Raw genomic sequence first — 19,366 nt, 5'->3', positions numbered from 1 at the left:
GATCCTTTCGATGAGAATGAGCAGACGCTGAATCGTGCGCGCGGCTATCGGACGTCGCGCCGCTGGTACAGGACGGCGCCGATCACGAGTGCGGCGATCACCTGCGCTGCCGCCGCGATCAGGACTGTCGCTGAAGGCATAGCACCGGCTTGGAGGTAGGCGGACTTGAACGCCTGATCGAGCGCCCCTGACAGGGCGGGAGTCTGCGCGGCCAGCAGATCGGAGAGGCCGATCGTCCAGACGAGGATAGGTGTGACTGCAAAGGTGATGCTGCGCGTGGCCGCAACCAGCGATGCGGATACAACCGCGATCACTGCCCAGTAGCCGATCAGCCACCAGTAGGGGGCAAGCACGATCGTGGCGGTCGGATCTCCGCCCGCGACGGCCAGCGGCACGAGACTCGCTGCGACGCAGACGGCCGCACCGATCAATGCAATGATCGCGGTGGTCGCGATCTTGATCGCGAAGAGCGTGTCGCGCCCGGCGGTGACGAGGAATGCGGTCCGGCGCGGCCCGATCGGGATATCTTGGCCGATCACCCAAGCACCGAGCAGGATCGGGATGATCTGCCCGTAGTGCAACAGGATGAGCATGACATCGGCCGTCGTCAGGCCGCCGAGTTCGTCGCCGCGCCCTTGCGCGAGGAACTGACCAGCCTGACTCATGATGAACACCGCCGCGATGAACAGGGCAAGGGCGCCGAACAGGAGCGTGCGCCCGATCGGGGGGAACGAGCGCGCCTTTCGCATCTCAGCGGCGAAGACACCCAGCGCTCTGGAAGGGGCGGAGAACGTGACCGTGGACATGCTCTCAATCCCACCGCAAGTGAAACGCCTCCGGATCACCGTCAGCGGTGGTCTTCACGCGATCCTGCCCGGTTTTCTCACCCCTGGGTGTGAGGCGATTCCCGGTCCCGCTTCGTAGTCTTGAGGGTATGGAGATGAGCGAGCGGCCGACCTGGGAGCGCTCGCGCGCTTGGATCGCGGTCGTCTGCCTCACTCCGCTGCCTCTCAGCGCTGCGTTGATCCTCGATTCGAGTCGTACCGGAATTCTGCTGGCGACGATCATCTCCGGCCTCACTCTGGTGGTCGCGGCCTTGGTGTGGGCTGTCCAGCGTGCCCGCAGGCAACGCCGCGACTTCGAGGAACGCCTCGCCTCCTGGGCGGCCGAGCAGGCCGTCGGGCAGGAACGCCTGCGGATAGCTCGCGACCTGCACGACCTCATTTCGCACGGCCTGGGGATCATCACCGTGCGCGCGGCGGCCACGGGCTACCTCGACGGCCCCGATGCCGACGCCGAACGTCAGCGCGCAATGCTCGACATCGAGCGCATCGGGCGCTCGACCACGACGGAACTGCGCCGAATGCTGACTCTGCTTCGCGCGCCGGGCGACGGCCCCGCCCCACTGAATCCCGCGGAAACGTTCGCGGCAATCCCCGGCATCATCCGATACGCCGAGCGGGGCGGCCTCGTCATCCAGCAGACGACAGAGAACTTGGGCGACGAGCACGACGACTACGGCGGGATCGCGCCGAGTGTGCAGCTTGCAGTCTGCGCCATCGTCAGAGAAGCACTCACCAACGTGGTCCGGCACGCTGGCCCCACCACCGTGCGGCTCTCGATCACCCGCATCGACGACGCCGTTGATGTGACCGTCGACGACGACGGGAAGCACCCCGGCTGGCGGGCGGAAGCGGGTGCCGGACACGGGCTCACCGGCCTCCGCGAACGTGTCAGGGCTCACGGCGGCACGCTCGCCACCTCCCCGACTCGGCAAGGGTTCCGTCTGCACGCCTCCGTCCCGATCGGAGCGGGACCGGTCGGAGCGGGCGCATGAGTGAGCATCCGGTCGGAGCACCGCCGATCGGTGTACTGCTGGCCGACGACCAACCGCTGATGCGCCAGAGTCTGCGCATCGTGATCGACAGCCAGCCTGACCTTCACGTCGTCGGGGAGGCGAGCAACGGCGACGAGACAGTGAAAGCGGCACGGAGTCTCACGCCGGACATCATCCTGATGGATATCCGAATGCCCGGATCAGACGGCATCCACGCGACGAGAGCCATCACCGCAGACCCCGCACTGCGCGATGTTCGGGTGCTCGTGCTGAGCATGTACGAACTCGATGAGTACGTCTTCGGGGCACTCCGCGCCGGGGCGAGTGGCTTCCTCCTGAAGGACGCACACCCCGGCACGCTGCTCGACGCCGTTCGCCGCGTCCACAACGGCGAGGCATTGTTCGCGCCCTCGATCCTCACCAGGCTCATCGACCACTACGTATCCGACTCCAACCCGGCGCTGAAGTCCGCAGGCAGCCCTGCGCTCGACCTGCTGACGCCACGTGAGACGGAAGTGCTGACACTCGTTGCGACCGGCCTGTCCAACGATGAGATCACCACCGAACTGTGCGTCTCCGCCAACACCGTCAAGACGCACATCAGCAACCTGCTGGCCAAGCTTCATGCCCGTGATCGAGCCCAACTCGTCATAACCGCCTACGAATGCGGACTCGCCACCGTTAACCCCCGTCCCTGACACCTCGCGCGCACCCGCCCTCCTCAGCCCATTCGGACTGGGATGCGCGGAAGACAGCGCATGCAGGTTGTCGGTATCCGCCACACGAGGAGTCGAGCGGGTGACGTGGGCGAATGAGTGGGCGCAGCCGCGATTCGGGAGCGTCAACCCGCAACGTCTTCGCAGTTCAGAGAGGTGGATGCAGGTCTCTGCGCCCGTTTTGCAACAAGGGTGGATGCTCTGTGAATCGAAGATCATCGAATCACACATCCACAGTCGAACAAAAACCAAACAAAAGGTTGACATATCCGAATCAGGTGTATAATGGGAGGATCAACACCGACGTTGATGATTGGACCTGGAGGCTATGACTCTCACCCCGGACCGCAACTCCGAGAAGCCGGAGGAACGCGCAGGACGCGCTTCGGCTGCGCGGACGAATGCGTCCGGTGCGGATCGCTCCCGGAACGACTTCCGCTCCGCGGGAGACGGGACAGCAAGTGTCGGCTCCGGGCGCGATGACGGAGAGTCCGCAGACGACGAACGCCTCGCCGAGGTCATCTCTCTGCGTGATCAGCTCGCGGCTGCCGGATTCGATCTCTCCGGTCACCCCCTCGCTGATGAATTCGGCGCCAGGGACGCCGTCGACATGTCTGAGCCGCCGCCGGCTGACGAACCGGCCTCCGACTACTTCGACTCCATCGACGATCCGGACATCAGCACACCGCCGTTCGCCGTCGACCAGGCGCCGCATTCTCCCAGCTCTGAGCTCCGCGATCCCGAGTTCGAAGGATCTGAGCGCCAAGGAGCCGAGTTTCACGGAACCGGGCCCGAGAGTTGCGAGGGATCCGAGGGACGGGACGCAGCCGGCGATGACGCCGCCCCGGCGTGGGTGAGCCGGCACCCGCTTCTCACCGACGCAGGCTGGGCGGACCTCTCAGCTTTCGCTCCCGAGATCACCGGTAGCATCACCACCCTGATGGACTTCAGCAACGGACTGCGATCCTTCGAGAAGCCGATGGGTCCCGACGAGGCACTGCTGCTCGTCGACGGAGTCGAAGCGCTCTCCCGGATCACGGAAGCCCTCTCGACGCTGGCCCTCTCCGTCTACGAACGCGTGGGCACTCCGACGGACAGCGGTGCCAAGAGCACGAAGGCTCTCATCCAGCACCGACTCAACCTCACCCCGACCGAAGCCAACAGGCGGACCGAACTGGCGAAGAACCTCGGCGGGAGGGTCAGCGAATCCGGGCAGCGACTCGCCCCTCTGTGCCCCGAGGTCGCCGACGGCCTGCACAACGGGTCGCTGTCGGCGGGACAGGCGAAGGCCATCGATGACTGCATGAGCGACCTGCCCGACTGGGTGAGTCCGGAGAAGCGCGCCGAGGTGGAGAAGCAGCTGGTCGACTACGCACCACAGGTGCGGGTCCGGGACCTGCGCGGCATCTTCGACCACATGCTCGGCTACCTCGACCCTGATGGGAAGCGACCCCGCGAGGAGACTCCGCGGGCCGACTACTCCGTGACGATCCGCCCCAAGGCCAACGGCGACTGGGTGCTGGGCGGACTGCTCGACCCGGTCTCAGGGGCGGCGTTGAACGGATTGCTCACTTCCCGCATCCAATCCGCTGATCAGGCTGTTTCGCCACCGTCGACGGCAGGATCTGCCGATGCGGGACAAAGTACGGGTTCGATCGGATCGGACTCACCGGGTGCGACGGAGCACGACGGTCAGGAGTCACTGTTCGACGTCGTCGACGCTGTGCTTCGCGGGGACCGCTACGACGCCCCGCTGCCGATCGTCGATGACGGTGCGGCCAGCGCCGCAAGCGGTGGAGTCGACCGCGCAGTCGGCATTGGCAACGGCGGCGCGGAAGGCCCCGCCGACTCCCCGGTCGGCGTCGGGGTGCGTGAAGACGGCACCTCGGTCGACCTCACCGATGAACGACCAACGGCCAGGGCGCTGATCTACGAACGATTCGCCACTCTCGTCTCCCGCATCAGCATGGAACAGGCGGGGACAGGCTCCCCGTACGCGCTCGTCGTCACGGCGACGGCGGACGACCTCGCAAACGGCACCGGCGAAGGCACGACCGGAGTCGAGACCCCGATCCCGATCGACGAACTGAGAGCGAATGGCCTCAACGGGGCCGTGTTCTTCCACCTCATGAGCGAGAAGGCGACAACGGTGCAGGTGGCAACCGAGAAGCGGTTCGCCGACAAGAAGCAGGTCGCGATCATCACCGCCAGAGACAAGGGCTGCACGTTCCCGGGGTGCGACGCCCCACCGGGATGGTGCGAGGCCAACCATGTGGTGCCGTGGGCTCGGGGCGGGCGCACCGACATCAACAATCTGGCTCTGGTGTGCAGCTACCATCACCACCAGCTCGACCGGTCCGACTGGGAGATGAGAATGCTCGCCGACGGGCGACCGTCATGGATACCCCCTGCGGCGGTGGACCCTGCGAGGCGGCCGATCCTCCATCCGCGCTACATCACCGCCGAGATCATCGCGTCGCTCTTCGGCGAATGGCGAACGGGACCGAATCAGTGACGGGCACGCAGTGAACGTTTGTCGTCCGCGCTGCGAGCGTGTGTCAGCCCTCGGCCTTGCCCTGACGCCAGTAGCCCATGAATGCGACCTGCTTGCGGTCGACGCCGACCTCCTGGACGAGGTAGCGCCGCAGCCGCTTGACCGGTCCGGCCTCCCCGGCGATCCACGCGTAGAACGGTCGAGCCGCACTGTCCCTCGAACTGCTCTGCGCAGCCTGCGTGAGCTGCGTGGGAACGTCCCAGAGGATCTCGGAATCGATGTCGACATCCTCGAGTTCGACGGTACCCGCCCCCACCTCGGCGAGGACCCTGCTCTCAGCCCGGACGGCCGCACGGACGGCGGGCTCGAGCTTCTCACCGAAGCCCGTGTCGCCGCGCGGCAGCCACTCGATCTCGAACCCCTCGGGTAGGGCGAGGTCGAGGACATCCGCCGCGGTCGGCACCTCGATGACCGCCTTGCCGCGCACAGCGCGGCCCGACAGCGACTCGAGTATCGAAGCGATCGCCGGCACCGCCGTCTCGTCCCCGGCGATGAGGATCTGGTCGGCGTCGCCGGGATCGAACTCGATGCCGCCGTAGACCCCGTCGTGGTCACGGGTGGGCCCGATGATGTGGAGCCGGTGGCCGATCTGCGCCGTCTCCGCCCAGCTCGCGGCAGGCCCGGAATGTCCGTCCGCATCGGTGTGGAGGACCATGTCGACGACGAGCTCACGGGCGTCGTCACGCCACTCGCGGACGGTGTACGTGCGCATGCAGCCCCGCTCGCTCTCATCGACCTGCAGCCACGCCTGATACCAGGAGACACCGGCTTCGGCCTGTTGGGCGAGGAATCCGATCAGGTCGAACCTCGGCTCAGTCGCGTCACCTGGAGGAATGACGAGTTTGAGGCGCAGATCGCGCGGGTGGCCGTTGATGCCGAAGCTCTCCAGACCAGGGCCGCCGAAGGTCACACGGCGGAAGGCGGGACTGAGGTCTTCGATCCCGATGACGGTGGCGTCGAAGGCGCTGGTGGCTGGGCGTGACATGTGTTCTCCTTGGTCCTCGGCGCGCAGAGTCGTCGGTACGCACAGGGCTCGTTCCCGCTCCCCGGCGACGACGACCCGTGACACGACCGCGGCTGGGTCGGAAGCCTCGGCGAGGGGCCCGCCGCTGGAACGTCGGGTCACCTCATCGCCGATGGCGGGAAGTCCACGACGAGTCTACCCCATTGTTGGTTAGGATAGCCTCTCCAAATCAGTGCTACGGTGGTCAGTGTTCCGCCAGCCGGACTCCCGCGGCGGAGCAAGTCACCGAGAGTCACCGCACGTCATCCGCGTCCGCCGTCCGAAAGGCACCCATGCGCCGTCGTCAGCTCCTCGCCCTGTCCGCGCTCGCCCCACTCGCCCTCGTCGCCTGCACGAGAGAACCCGAGTCGACGGCTGCGACCCCTGCCGCGAACTTCTCCTATTCGCCCGCCGGCTACGACGGGGTCACCGTCACCCTCGACCGTCCGGCCGAACGCATCGCCATGGACTACTACTCGGCAGCCGCGCTCGCCCCCTACGGCATCGCACCCGTGGCCGTCTTCGGCTTCGGGAGGAACGAGTCCCCGGGCAAGTCCTTCGATTCCACAGGCGTCGAGGTCGTCGGCACCGACATGGAACTCGACACCGAGGCGCTCGCCGCCGCAGCCCCGGACATCATCGTTGCCTACGGCAACGACACCGGGGACGGCTGGACCTGGTGGGACGACAAACTCAAAGAACAGGTGAGCGCACTCGCCCCGTTCGTGCCCGTCAGACTCAGCGATCAGACCCCGGATGAGATGTTCGCCCAGTACGCCGCGATCGCACAGGCCCTCGGCGCCGACACCGAGACCGACGCGATCGCCTCGGCGCGCCAGGACTTCGACGACGCCCGCCGGCGCATCCGTGACATCACCGCGCAGAAGGACTGGCTCACCGTCCTCCTGGCGAACTTCAACGCCGACATCATCTACACGGCCAAGGAGCTCGGCGTCGCCACCATGCTCGCCGACGACGGCGTCCGCCTCGTCGGACCCGATGCCGGAGCCGACAGCTCCTGGGCGGAGGTCTCGTGGGAGAAGATCAGCGACTACCCCGCCGACGTCCTCCTCGTCCACGACGCCTCGGCGGACTACGAGGACAACCCGATCTTCACATCACTGCCGACGGTCACCGCCGACCAACTGGGATCCTGGGACGACAAGCGCGCTTTTACCTACGACGGATATGCGGCGTGGCTGAACGAACTCGCCGAGGTCCTCGATCGCGCCGACGACATCGACAGGCAGTCATGACCGGGCAGTGACCCACGGTGACGCGTTTCTGACGCCGTCGGGTCGGGACCGGTCTAAGATCGGATCATGACTTTCTGGTGGCAAGAGCTGCGAACCAACCTTGCCCGATCGTACGAAGACCCCTCTGACCAGCAGTGGAATCCCGCGATTGCGACCCTGCCGGTGTCGGAGAGGGCCGCAGAGCTGTTCCGTGAAGTCGAAGACGACTTCCGCACCCTCGGAGCTGACACGCCGAGGTGGGACGACCCCCACCTCGACCCCGACTTCGAATGGGGCGGCGGCTCCGCCTCCGGCGGCTGGTCCGAGGTCACCGACCACGAGAAGTTCGACATCGTCCATGCCCGAGCTCGGGCATGGATCAACGTCCTCACCCGCCGTGGCTGCCACCTCACGGTCCATGCCGTGGATTGGGCCAGCGACGACCCCTTCCTCTCGGTGGCCGACCGCGCCGAGATCCTCACCGGCGACGTCGACGGCAACCCCGAACTCGTCATCGGGTTCAACGACTATGTCGCGGACGCGGACGGCGTCGACCGTGTCGCCAACGTCATCATCGCCCTCGGCGACCCGGCCGTCTCACTCGCCCGTGTGCCCGACTGCGGCTGCGACTTCTGCGACTACGGTTCGGACGTACTCCTCCAGCAGCTCGACAGCCTCATCTTCTCCGTCATCGACGGCTCCATCGAAGCCCAGTCCGGAGGCCGCTATTCCGGCTACCGCACCTCGTTCGACGCCGCCGGCGAATTCTCCGGCGACACCTCCCACCGGCCCGCCCTGCATCGCTCACGCCCGTGGTTTCCCGACTGGACGCCGCGCCCCATGCAGGACTGGGCGTGAGGGCAGGGCGCGCGATTCAGCTCACCGGTCGACCGCCTCGGCGAGCTTCGACGCGACCGCCAGATCCTCCCAGGACATCCCCGACCCCTTGAAGATCAGCGTGCGATCGTCATCGAGCGGGGCCTCGCCCGTGCACACCTGAGACATCGTGACGATCGAATCCGCGTCGAGCGCGCCGTCGGTGATCGCGAGGACGACGTCACCGCACTCCCGCAGCGCCGTGCCGAGATCCTCGACGACGACCTCGGCGCGGGAGAAGAGCTCAGCCGGCAGCTCCCGGGCATGCGGATCGTGCGAACCGCACGCGAGGACGATCGCACCGGGACGGACGAGATCGGCGTCGAACAGCGGCGTCCTCGCCGTCGTCGCCGTGACCACGATATCGGCCGCACGCAGGGCCTCATTCGCCTCGGTGGTGCCGGCCTCGATGACCCGACCGCGGCGTCGCACCTGATCACCGACCTGATCGGGAGAGCGGACGACGAAGGAGACCTCAGCGACGTCGACCACCTCGGCGATCGTGTCGGCATGGCCCACACCCTGCGGACCGGCACCGAAGACGACGACCCTGACCGGAGCGGTGAAGCGGGAGAGCGCGGGTTCGACCGCAGCGACGGAGACGGCCGGCGTCCGCAGGGTCGTCAGCGCGGCCCCGTCGATGACCGTGCGCAGACGCAGGGTCGAGGCCTCGTACATGAGGTACTGTCCGAGGATGCGCGGCAGCCCGCGCTCGGCATTGCCCGTCGAGACGCCGACGAGCTTGACCCCCACCCACGGACCGAACTCCGAGGGCATGAAGATCATGTTGCCCGCACTGACATCGGTGACGGTGCGCGGGATGTCATCGCTGGGATCGAAGCCGTCGGCGAGGGTCTCGCGCAGGGCGGCGACCGCCTCGGCGGGGGAGAGGGTGGAGAACACGGTCTCGGCATCGAGATAGGTCACGTCGTCCACGGGTGCTCCTTGGTGCTCGGTTCCGGTGATGCTCACTCACGGCAGTGCGAACGGGTTCGCGATCGCCGCCCACCCTATGTGATCGCGCCCACAATTCCGAACCGCGTCCGTCCGGTGGTCGATGTGAGCGCCGGTCGCTGGGCGAAATCTGCCACTGGGCGATGCCTACTGCCGTCACCAGGCGATGCTGGCGCCACCGGGAGACGCCGGCGTCTGCCGGATCAGCCGGTGCGGCGGACCACGGCGGCGGCCTCCTCGGCGAGGATATCCAGCGCCGAGGCGATGAGCGGCTGACCGGACGAACCGCTGCGCACCCCGGTGAGGATCTTCCGCGAGGGCACCGGATCCCCGCGCAGGGGCACCCGGACGACGTCGTAGCCCTCGGGCAGCCGGGCGAGACGGGGCACGAGCGCGACCGCGAGCCCCGCGGAGACGAGCGCGGCACCGGTCTCCCACTCGTGGGACTCGTGCGCGACCTCCGGGAAGAAGCCCGCCGCCGCACACGCGGTGCGCACGAGCCGGTGGTACGGGGTGCCGGGACGATCGAGGATCCACTGCTCCTCGGCGGCCTCGCCGAGCGCCACCGACTCCCGGTCGGCGAGCCGGTGGTGGCTGGGCACGAGGAGGTCGAGTCGATCGCTGAAGAGCGAGGACTGCTCGAAGCGGGCATCGCTGCGCGGCGGCAGCGGGTCGGTGGCGACGACGACGGCGATGTCAGCCTGTTCGGCGACGAGCAGGTCGAAGCACTCCTGCGGATCGGCTTCGATGATCCGCACTGCAGCGCCCGGATGCTCCCGCATCACCCGGTCCGCGGTGAGCGGCAGCAGGCTGGCCGCCGCGGTCGAGAACCCGCACAGTCGCAGCACCCGCTGACTCGTGGACGGGCCGACGGCGGCGAGTTCGCCCCTGATCTCCTCCCAGCGGGTGAAGAGCTCCTGTGTGCGCTCGAGGAGCAGCTGCCCGGCCGGAGTGAGCGCGAGCACGCGCCCCCGCTGTTCGAGCACGCTCACGCCGAGATCCTTCGACAGGGTCCTCAGCTGGTGCGACACCGCCGAAGGTGTGTAGCCGAGACGCTCTGCCGCGGCGGTGACGGTGCCGACCTCGGCGAGGACCCGAAGGACGTGGAGGCGACGATCGATCATGCAATATTCTTGCACGATTGCTGACGAAAGGATTTGCTTCTCTTCGCCGACAGCCGGGCGGACACTGAAGGGGAGCGGACACTGAGAGTGGCCGGACACTGAAGGTGCGCAGCCACTCAAGCGGTGCGAACCCGGCGCCCGGACAGACCGGGCCCCGAACGCACGCTGGCAGCGGCATCGCTGACTGTGGCATGACCAACGGCGGCACCACAGATTGGCACAGAAGCAAGGCGGTGGAATCCATGACCCTGGTCCCCGACGACACGGCCGTCGGCAGGCCGCAAGCCCCCGGACAGGCGGCGCCGAGTCAAGCAACCCCCGGACAGGCTGCGCTGAGTCAAGCCGGGCTGAGTCAAGCCGGGCTGAGTCAGGCTGTGCCCGGACAGACTTGGCATTCCGGACAGACCGCGCCCGACGGGTCGGTGCCCCGTCTCGGCATCGCCGGCCGCGGCATCGCCGGTCCCGACATCGACCGACTCATCGACGAGCGCCGACCCGGATACTCGCTCGAGGCCCCGTTCTACATCAGTCCCGAGTTCTTCGCCCGAGATGTCGAGGCGATCTTCGCCTCGACGTGGATCTTCGTCGCCAGCGTCGCCGAGGTGCCCGAACCCGGCGACTTCGTCACCATCGACATCGGCACGTATTCGGTCATCGTCATCCGCGACGACGACGGAATACGTGCCCACCACAACGTCTGCCGCCACCGCGGGACCCGACTGCTGGGCGAACCCGCCGGATCGGTTGGCAACATCGTCTGCAGCTACCACCAGTGGACCTACACTCCCGGCGGTGAGCTCATCTCCGCCGGCGCACAGGCACCGGACTTCGATCCTGCCTGCTTCTCCCTGCGCTCGGTAAACGTGCGCACCATCGCCGGCCTGATCTTCCTCTGCCTCGGACCCGAGCCCGACGACATCGACGAGGTGGCCGAGGTCATCGCCCCCTACCTCGCCCCGCACGACATCGCCGGAGCGAAAGTCGCAGCGCAGGTCGACCTCATCGAGGACTCGAACTGGAAGCTCGTCCTGGAGAACAACCGCGAGTGCTACCACTGCGAGGCAGGCCATCCGGAGCTCACCTGCACGTTCTTCCCCACCTACGGCTATGCCCCTGACGAGATACCGCCTCGTCTGCAGCCGGCCTACCACCGCTTCCTCGACGCCGAACGCCGACTCCACGACAACTGCGACCGCAACGGACTGCCCTTTGCCCTCGTCGAGGAGCTCAGCGGTCGCCCGACCGGATTCAGGATCGAGCGCGCCGCCCTCGACGGGCAGGGGGAGTCGTACACGATGGACGGCTCGGCCGCCTCGGCGAAGCTGCTTGGCGACCTCGACACCTTCACCCTGGGCAGGGCCTCACTCCATGTCCAACCGAACATGTGGTTCCACGCGATGGGCGACCACATCGTCACCTTCAGCGTCGTCCCCCTCGCCGCGGATAGGACGCTCGTGCGCACGACGTGGCTCGTCGACGCCGAGGCGGAGGAGGGCGTCGACTACGACCTGGCGAATCTCACGTCGGTGTGGATGAAGACGAACGAACAGGATGCGGCCTTCTGCGAACGCGGGCAGCTGGGGGTGTCGTCGCCGGCGTACCTGCCGGGACCCTACGCCCCCACCGAGGGGCACCTCGACGAGTTCTGTACGTGGTACATCGAACGGCTCAAGGCGCACAGGGAGAGGGTGAGCGGACGATGAGATATGTGAGGTCGCCGTTCCCGCTGGTCGCCGAGGCGGTGCCGAGCAAGTCGACGTTCCGGGTGCCCGCGTCGGGTGGTACGACCGGCGCGGGCGGATCCGCGGTCGCGGCCCAGGCAGTCGAGGTCCCGGCGGTCGCGTCCCACGCGCTCGACGTACCGACCGTCGCACCCCGCAGCACCGACGACGGGATCAGCGGCCTCGCCGAATGCACCGCGATCACCCCGGTCACCCGCGACATCATCTCGATCGACCTCCGCGCACCATGGCTGACCGCCGTCGACTTCGAACCCGGACAGTACCTCACGGTGCGCGTGCCCGAGCTCGGCCTCGACCGCTGCTACTCGATCTCCTCGGCGCCCTTGGGCACGAACACGTTCACCCTCACCGTCAGACGCCGGCCCGGCGGCGCGGTCTCGACCCACCTCCACGACCGTCTCCGCGTGGGCGACCGACTCCACGTCGACGGCCCCTACGGCCTGTTCAGCACGAGCTTCCACCCCGCCCGCAGGCACCTCTTCCTCTCCGCGGGCTCGGGCATCACCCCGATCATGTCGATGGTCCGCGCGCTGCTCGCCCGCACGGACCCCGAGACGGTCGACGTCGTCCTCGTCCACAGCGCCTCGACTCCCGACGACATCGTCTTCCGCACCGACCTCGACCAGCTCGCCGAGGTCCCCGAGATCACCGTGATCACCGTGTGCTCCCGCGACTCCGCGACCGAGGTCTGGGCGGGCCGGCGGGGCAGGATCAGCCGGGAGATCCTCGCCGAGGCGGTCCCCGACGCCTGGAACCGCGAGACCTTCGTGTGCGGGCCGACCGGATACATGGATGCCGTCCGTCCCCTCCTCGCCGAGGCGGGCGTCCGGGCCGTCCACGAGGAGTCGTTCGTCTTCGCGACCTCGCCGGCCGCGCGTCTGGCGAAGCGGAGCGGGCAGGGCCGGAAGAGTGTGGGCGGCGATGCCGGTGACGTTCGCGGTCGCGAGGTGGACCGGCTCGAGATGGGCAAGGCGGCCGGAACGTTCTCGATCACGTTCGCGAAGAGCGGCACGCAGGTGCCCTGCGATGCCGAGACCACCGTCCTCGACGCCGCCGTCGCAGCCGGGATGGCGTTCACGTCCTCGTGCGAGCAGGGGATGTGCGGGACGTGCAAATCCGATCTGATCAGCGGCGATGTCGAGATGAACCATGCCGGCGGCATCCGCCCGAAGGAGGTCGCCGCCGGTAGATTCCTCCCCTGCTGTTCGACACCGCTGAGCGACCTCGTCGTCGACCGCTGAGGTCAGCACCCTCCCGGGCGATCAGGCCGAGCAGTCAGCGGAGGACGAAGCCGGGGACGAGGTCGTCGCGGTCATCGACGGAGAACGTGCACTCGGCGAACTTGTGCGCGGTTCCGGTGACGACGGGGACGACGCTGCCCCAGTGTCCGACGCTCGGATTGCCGCTTCCGGGTCCCGCGTTGCCGTCGGCAGTGCTGAGCCCGCCGTCAGTGTCCCCGACGACGCTCTGCACACGGGCGCGGAATCGCGTGCCGACGATCGAGTCGTGGACGAGGACCTGGTCGGCATCGAGCTCTCCGCTCGCCCACAGGGCCGCCACTCGCGCTGCCGTGCCCGAGCCGCACGGCGAGCGATCGACCTGACCGTCGGCGAAGATCGTGACATTGCGCTGGTGGAGCTCGCCCTCGTCGGTGAGGCCGAGACGATCGACGAAGATCGTGCCGTAGACGCCGCTGAGCCGCTCATCGTTGGGATGCACCGTCAGCGGATGCCCGGACAGACCCGCCTTGACCTCGCGGCCGACAGCGATGAGGTCACCGAGAGCCCCGGGTTCGACGACGAGTCCGAGCCGATCCGCGTCGGCGCACGCATAGAGCGCCCCGCCCCACGCGAGGTCGACCTCGACCCGGCCCCGACTCGTGTCCACCGCGACGCCCGTCGCGACGAGACGGCTGGGCACATTGACGAAGTCGACCGACTCGAAGAGGCCGTTCTCGTCGGTGCGCACCGCCGCGCGCACCCGACCCGAGGGCACGTCGATGACGACCTCGGTCACCCCCGACGGATCCGGAGCGACGCGCCCCGATTCGATCGCCCAGGCGCCGAGCGCGATCGTCCCGTGCCCGCACGCGGTCGAGAACCCGTCCTTGTGCCAGAAGAGCACGCCGAAGTCCGCCCCTTCGTCGTCGGGCGGAGTGAGGAACCCGCCGTACATGTCGGCATGCCCGCGCGGCTCGAAGCACAGCAGCCGACGCAGATCGTCGACCTCACTGCCCGCGATCGCCCGGGCCCGCCGGTCGGCGACCGTGTCCCCGGGAATGCCGACCGGCGGAGCGGCCACGATGCGGAACGGCTCACCGGCCGTGTGATAGTCGATCGTCGTGCACGTCATCGAATTCTCCTCGGACCGGGTCTGACCATCACAATGCCATGCCCACGCGCAGGCCCTCGAGCACGGCGGCATGGACATTCCGGGAGGCGACCGCGTCCCCGATCCGATAGAGGACGAAGGGGGCGTCCGCCTCGGCGAGGGAGATCTCCGGCTGCGGCCGACCGTGCACCCACGCCTCGAGATCGATCCTTCCGCGGTTGCGTGAACTCTCCCGCAGCTCGAGGTAGACCTCGTCGTTCGGCAGGGTCCCATGGTCGACGACGACGGCGTCGGCGGCGACGGACGTCTCCTTGTCGGAGTACTCGTTGCGCAGTCCTGCCCGCACGCTCGCCCCCTCCGGGTCCGCCGTGATGAGACGCTCGCCGAGGCGGACCTCGACCCCGAATTCGGAGAAGACCCGCAGGTAGGCGGGGGAGTTCATCGATCCGATGTCGATCCCGATCGTCCGTTCCGGGCTGACGTAGACGACCTCCTGACCAGCCCGGGCGAGACGCTCGACCGCATCGAGTGCGGGATAGGCGCCGTGGTCGTCGAAGACGAGGACCCGCTGCTTCCCGCGCAGGTGGTCGTCCATGACGTCCCAGACGTCGAACGCCTGGGTCCGACCCAACGGCGCACCGGTGTCGGGGACCCCTCCGGTGGCGACGATGACGACGTCGGGATCGAGGGCGAGGACCGCCTCGGCGTCGGCATACGCATTGAGCCGCAGGTCGACGCCGTGCTTCGCGCACTGCTGGACGCGCCAGTCGACGATGCCGATGAGATCCCGGCGCCGGTCGGAGCGGGCGGCGATGCGCACCTGACCGCCGGGCGCGGAATCGGCCTCGAGGAGGGTGACCCGGTGCCCGCGGACCGCTGCGACCCGAGCCGCTTCGAGCCCGGCGGGACCGGCACCGACGATGACGACGTGCTTGGGCGGCTGCGTGGACTGCGCCGCCGGCTGCGTGGCCTGCGCCGCCGGGTCGCGGGAGATCTCCTGCGGGAGGTCGGCTTCGCGCCCGGTCGCGGGATTGTGGATGCACGTCGCCGACCCCGAGGTGTAGATGCTGTCGAGGCACATGTTCGCGCCTACGCACGGGCGGATGTCGTCCTCACGGTGCTCGGCGATCTTGCGCACGAGATGCGGGTCGGCCAGCTGAGCCCGCGTCATCCCGACGAGGTCGAGGCAGCCGTCCTCGATCGCGTACCGCGCGGTGGGGACGTCGGCGATGCGGGCGGCGTGGAGGACGGGGATCTCGATGGCCTTGCGGATGCGGCGGCACGTCTCGAGCCACGGTGCCGATGGGGTGCCCATGCCCGGAATCGCCTCGGCGAGGACCCGATCGGAGCCGATCGTGCCGACGTTGAGGTTGAGGAAGTCGATGCCGTGGGCGGTGTAGGTCTCGAGGACGTCGGTGGCCCGGTCCTCGCGCATGCCGTCGTCGCGGCGCTCATCGACGGCCATGCGGATGCCGACGAGGAAGCCTGTCGGCACCGCTGCCCTCACTGCGTCGATGACCCGCAGCGGAAAGCGTGTGAGTTCGGCGTACTCGTCGGTGCGGTCGTTGAGCCACGGGGCGAGGAACGCATCGAGGAGGTGACCGGCGTGCATGATCTCGATGCCGTCGAAGCCCGCCTCGGCGACCCGGGCTGCCGCGGCGGCGAAGTCGGCGACGATGCGATCCATGTCGAAGTCCTCGAGTGCCTTCGTGAACGACCGGTGAGCGGGCTCCCGGGTGCGGGAGGGAGAGACGAGCGGCAGCCAGTCGCCGGTGAAGTTCGACGAGCGCATGCCCAGGTGGGTCGCCTGGATCATCACGGCGGCGCCTTCGGCGTGGCAGTCCGCGGCGATGGCCGCGAGCCAGGGCGTGACCTCGTCGGTCGAGAGGTCGATGTTGCCGAACGCGGCCGGGGAGTCCTTCGAGACGATCGCCGAACCGCCGATCATCGTCAGCCCGACCCCGCCGCGGGCCTTCTCCCGGTGGTAGAGCCGGTAGCGGTCCTTCGGCATGCCGAGCTCGGTGTACGCCGGCTCGTGCGAGGTCGAGACGATGCGGTTCTTCAGGGTGAGTCCGCCGAGGTCGAACGGCTGGAGCAGCGGGTCGACGGGCTGGAGCTGCGGATCGTCCATTCCTCCTCCATCGCAGGAACGTGGGTGGTGAGTGCGGCATCTGATGCAGCGGTGGTGCTGGGATCGGCGGTCGTTCGTTCGGCGGTGCCATGTTCGAGACCGGGTAATCGATTACCGACTACCATGCTTCCATGGTCGATTCCCACGGCTATGCTGTCAATAGTTTCGTCACTGACCGTTCAGCCGGTGACCGCTCAGCCGTTGACGATTGAGGAGAGCGGCCTTGGACAGAGCACGACCCGCAGCCCCGCCGTCGCTGCGCGAACACGCCCTCTCGATCATCCGCGACGCCATCGCCACCGGTGAGCTCGACGAGGAGAGGATCTACTCGGCCGCGGGACTCGCGAAGCAGCTGGGCATCTCGCTCAGCCCCGTGCGCGAGGCGATGATGGCCCTCGTCACGGAGGGCACCGTCGAAGCCGTTCCCAACCGGGGTTTTCGCCTCGTGCCGATCACCGAGGCCGATCTCGAGGAGATCATCCGGATCCGCGTCCTCCTCGCCGTGCCCGCCGTCCGCGAACTCTGCCGGCAGGCGGGCGAGGAGACGGGGACCGGCGCGGGCGCGGGCGCCGACAGTGAGCCGAGGACCGACAGTGAGCCGAGGGCTGCGCACGCCGACATCGCCGAGCGACTCCGGCTGCTGCGCTCCCACGCCGAGGCGACCGTGGGCGCAGCCGAGACCGGCGACATCGTCGGCTTCTACACCCACGACCGCCGATTCCACGAGTCGCTGCTCGCCTTCGGCCTCGGACCCCGGGCTGCGGAGATCAGTCTGCGCCTGCGCGATCAGTCCCGCATCGGAGGCGGTGCCGCGGTCACGGGGGCAGCCGTCGGGACCGTCGCGGTCGCCTCGGCGAAGGAGCTCATCGACATCGTCGACCTCATCGAGGCGGGAGCAGGCGACGAGGTGGCCGAACTCGTCACCCGCAACCTCTACTTCTTCAAACGCACCGAGGGCTGAGCTGCCGGAGACGACCGTCGCCCCTCGGCGCGGGCGGCGATGCGCGGGCGGCGAGGGGCGACAGTGGGAAGGGTCGGTGGGACGCGGCGGACGGCTACTTCCCCGCGCCGATCGGCATGGTCTCCGGGTCGATGTCGGGGTTCTCGTCCTGCGTCTTCTCGAGTTCGACGGCCTCCTCGTGCGAGCTCACCGTCGGGAACGACCCGAGCAGCGGACGGTGCGCGGACTCCTTCATGAAGCACACGGCGACGAGCGCGATGACCGAGAAGAACATGATGTAGAACGCCGGCATGTACGAGTTGCCGGTGAGGTCGATGAGCGCCTGACTGAACAGCGGGGTCGTGCCGCCGAAGAGGGACACGCCGAGGTTGAACGTCAGACCCATGCCGCCGTAGCGCGACGCCGTGGGGAACAGCGCCGGCAGCGTCGAGGCCAGGCACGCGATGTAGAACGCCGCCGGCAGGGCGACCATGAACAGTGCGACGGTCACCGCCCACATCTCACCGATCTGCATGACGGCGAACGCGGGAACGATGAGGACGATCGTCATCACGGCCGCGAGACCGAAGACGAACTTCCGCCCCAGCCTGTCCGAGAGGCGCCCGATGAGCGGCAGACTCGCTGACATGAGGACGAGCACGGGGATCGTCACGACGGCGGCCTGGATGTTCGAGACCTTGACCGTCTCCTCGAGGTAGGTCGGCATGAAGCTCGTCAGCGCGTAGCCGATCGTCTGCGAACCCGCGACGATCGCGATGCCGATGAGGATCTCCTTCCAGAAGTGGCGGATGACCCCGATGAGCCCGTGACGTGCGTACGGGTCGTCGTTGTTCTTCGTCACCAGACCCTCGTCCTGGGCGGCTTCGAAGCCGGGGGTCTCGGGGATCTTCATGCGGAACCAGATCGCGACGACGCCGAGCGGGATCGCGACGAGGAACGGGATCCTCCACCCGCCCTCGACCATGGCGTTCTCACCCCACAGACTCGTGGTGACGACCGAGGTGATCGCCACGGTTCCCGCCCCGGCCGCGAAGCCCAGGTACGAGCCGACGTCGAGCCACGAGGCCCAGTAGCCGCGGGACTTGTCGGGGGCGAACTCGGAGACGTAGGTCGTCGCACCGGCGTACTCGCCGCCGGTCGAGAAGCCCTGGATCATCTTGAGCAGGTAGAGCGGGATGATCACCCACAGGCCGACCTGGGCGGCCGTGGGGAGCATGCCGATGAGCGCGGTCGCGGTGGCCATCGTCGCCATCGTGAAGAAGAGGACCTTCTGGCGACCGATCTTGTCACCGAGCGGACCGAGCACCATGCCGCCGAGCGGACGGACGAGGAACGAGACCGCGAAGCCGAGCAGCGTGACGAGCAGACCCATCTGCTTGTCCATGCCCTCGGTGAACACGGTCGTCATCGTCACGGCGAGGTAGCCGTAGACGCCGAAGTCGAACCATTCCATGAAGTTGCCGACGGTGGTGCCGCCGATCGCGGTGCGGATGGACTTCGGTTCGACGACGATGCAGTCGTCTGCCTCCAACCGCTTCTTCCTCCGCTTGATGCGGAAGGGCTTTCGGCCTTCCTTGGACGGTTCGGATGGGCCGGTTGTCATCTGAGAATCCTCACGTTGACTGCAATGCATTCGCCGCGGAGAAGCCGGGCGGCGAAAAGACAATGCAGAACATCTTTGCGCTGCGTGCAACTCATGTCAACAATTCGTGTGATCCAGATTACACAAGGAGAAGTGTCTCCGGCGAGAGCTCACGGGTGATCTCGCGGTCGGATTCCACCGCAGGACAGCTTGTCCGCCGAGGTGCAGGAGGCCTTGCCTGACTAGGCCGAGAGGGGTCTGCCGGGCAGGACCCGGACGCAGACAGAGAACCGCGGTCGGGAGGGTGCTCCCGACCGCGG

The 19,366-nt window shown here is 67.9% G+C and carries 15 protein-coding genes; 8 read left to right on the top strand and 7 right to left on the bottom strand.

The window, feature by feature from the left end:
• Positions 1–44: 44 nt before the first annotated feature.
• Positions 45–806 carry a hypothetical protein gene (locus AAHA49_RS09065; protein ID WP_342038020.1) on the bottom strand — a complete coding sequence of 254 codons (762 nt, stop codon included), beginning with the start codon at positions 804–806 and terminating at the stop codon, positions 45–47.
• 128 nt (positions 807–934) lie between these two features.
• Between AAHA49_RS09065 and AAHA49_RS09060 the strand changes: the two genes are divergently transcribed.
• From AAHA49_RS09060 to AAHA49_RS09050, 3 genes are all read left to right on the top strand, one after another.
• Positions 935–1,837, top strand: coding sequence for a sensor histidine kinase (locus tag AAHA49_RS09060; RefSeq protein WP_342038019.1), 903 nt, complete (start codon positions 935–937; stop codon positions 1,835–1,837).
• Positions 1,834–2,535 carry a response regulator transcription factor gene (locus tag AAHA49_RS09055; RefSeq protein ID WP_342038018.1) on the top strand — a complete coding sequence of 234 codons (702 nt, stop codon included), beginning with the start codon at positions 1,834–1,836 and terminating at the stop codon, positions 2,533–2,535. The genes AAHA49_RS09060 and AAHA49_RS09055 overlap by 4 nt, the downstream gene beginning before the upstream one ends.
• Before the next feature lie 346 nt (positions 2,536–2,881).
• The gene (locus AAHA49_RS09050) at positions 2,882–5,068 is read left to right on the top strand and encodes an HNH endonuclease signature motif containing protein (RefSeq protein WP_342038017.1); all 2,187 of its coding nucleotides are present in this window, start codon (positions 2,882–2,884) and stop codon (positions 5,066–5,068) included.
• Positions 5,069–5,111: 43 nt separating this feature from the next.
• Here the strand turns inward: AAHA49_RS09050 and AAHA49_RS09045 are convergent, their stop codons facing one another.
• A complete protein-coding gene (locus AAHA49_RS09045) occupies positions 5,112–6,092 on the bottom strand; it encodes a siderophore-interacting protein (protein WP_342038016.1) in 981 nt (326 codons plus the stop codon).
• Between the two features lie 311 nt (positions 6,093–6,403).
• Between AAHA49_RS09045 and AAHA49_RS09040 the strand changes: the two genes are divergently transcribed.
• Both AAHA49_RS09040 and AAHA49_RS09035 read left to right on the top strand, forming a co-directional pair.
• Positions 6,404–7,366, top strand: a complete 963-nt coding sequence (locus AAHA49_RS09040; protein ID WP_342038015.1) for an ABC transporter substrate-binding protein — start codon at positions 6,404–6,406, stop codon at positions 7,364–7,366.
• 66 nt (positions 7,367–7,432) lie between these two features.
• Positions 7,433–8,203: a DUF6226 family protein gene (locus tag AAHA49_RS09035; RefSeq protein WP_342038014.1), complete on the top strand. Its 771-nt coding sequence runs from the start codon at positions 7,433–7,435 to the stop codon at positions 8,201–8,203.
• A 21-nt stretch (positions 8,204–8,224) separates the two neighbouring features.
• Here the strand turns inward: AAHA49_RS09035 and AAHA49_RS09030 are convergent, their stop codons facing one another.
• Both AAHA49_RS09030 and AAHA49_RS09025 read right to left on the bottom strand, forming a co-directional pair.
• Positions 8,225–9,157: an ornithine cyclodeaminase family protein gene (locus tag AAHA49_RS09030; protein WP_342038013.1), complete on the bottom strand. Its 933-nt coding sequence runs from the start codon at positions 9,155–9,157 to the stop codon at positions 8,225–8,227.
• A gap of 221 nt (positions 9,158–9,378) precedes the next feature.
• On the bottom strand, positions 9,379–10,299 hold the full coding sequence (locus tag AAHA49_RS09025; RefSeq protein WP_342038012.1) for a LysR family transcriptional regulator: 921 nt from the start codon (positions 10,297–10,299) through the stop codon (positions 9,379–9,381).
• Between the two features lie 242 nt (positions 10,300–10,541).
• On the opposite strand from AAHA49_RS09025, the gene AAHA49_RS09020 reads away from it, so the two are divergent.
• Positions 10,542–12,002, top strand: a complete 1,461-nt coding sequence (locus AAHA49_RS09020) for an aromatic ring-hydroxylating oxygenase subunit alpha (protein ID WP_342038011.1) — start codon at positions 10,542–10,544, stop codon at positions 12,000–12,002.
• Positions 11,999–13,282 carry an FAD-binding oxidoreductase gene (locus AAHA49_RS09015; protein ID WP_342038010.1) on the top strand — a complete coding sequence of 428 codons (1,284 nt, stop codon included), beginning with the start codon at positions 11,999–12,001 and terminating at the stop codon, positions 13,280–13,282. Before AAHA49_RS09020 ends, AAHA49_RS09015 begins: the two co-directional genes overlap by 4 nt.
• Before the next feature lie 34 nt (positions 13,283–13,316).
• Here AAHA49_RS09015 and AAHA49_RS09010 read toward each other — a convergent pair whose 3' ends face one another.
• Positions 13,317–14,393 carry a proline racemase family protein gene (locus AAHA49_RS09010; protein ID WP_342038009.1) on the bottom strand — a complete coding sequence of 359 codons (1,077 nt, stop codon included), beginning with the start codon at positions 14,391–14,393 and terminating at the stop codon, positions 13,317–13,319.
• A gap of 28 nt (positions 14,394–14,421) precedes the next feature.
• A complete protein-coding gene (locus tag AAHA49_RS09005; protein WP_342038008.1) occupies positions 14,422–16,503 on the bottom strand; it encodes an oxidoreductase in 2,082 nt (693 codons plus the stop codon).
• A gap of 223 nt (positions 16,504–16,726) precedes the next feature.
• Here AAHA49_RS09005 and AAHA49_RS09000 point away from each other — a divergent pair, with 223 nt between their 5' ends.
• Positions 16,727–17,464, top strand: coding sequence for a GntR family transcriptional regulator (locus tag AAHA49_RS09000; RefSeq protein WP_342038007.1), 738 nt, complete (start codon positions 16,727–16,729; stop codon positions 17,462–17,464).
• Between the two features lie 94 nt (positions 17,465–17,558).
• Here AAHA49_RS09000 and AAHA49_RS08995 read toward each other — a convergent pair whose 3' ends face one another.
• On the bottom strand, positions 17,559–19,067 hold the full coding sequence (locus AAHA49_RS08995; protein ID WP_342038006.1) for an MFS transporter: 1,509 nt from the start codon (positions 19,065–19,067) through the stop codon (positions 17,559–17,561).
• Positions 19,068–19,366 lie beyond the last annotated feature (299 nt).

The sequence above is a fragment of the Brevibacterium ammoniilyticum genome, from assembly GCF_038429965.1.
Classification (GTDB): Bacteria; Actinomycetota; Actinomycetes; order Actinomycetales; family Brevibacteriaceae; genus Brevibacterium; species Brevibacterium ammoniilyticum.
Note: the sequence above shows the minus strand (reverse complement) of the source record. Positions and strands in the feature narration are given on the sequence as shown.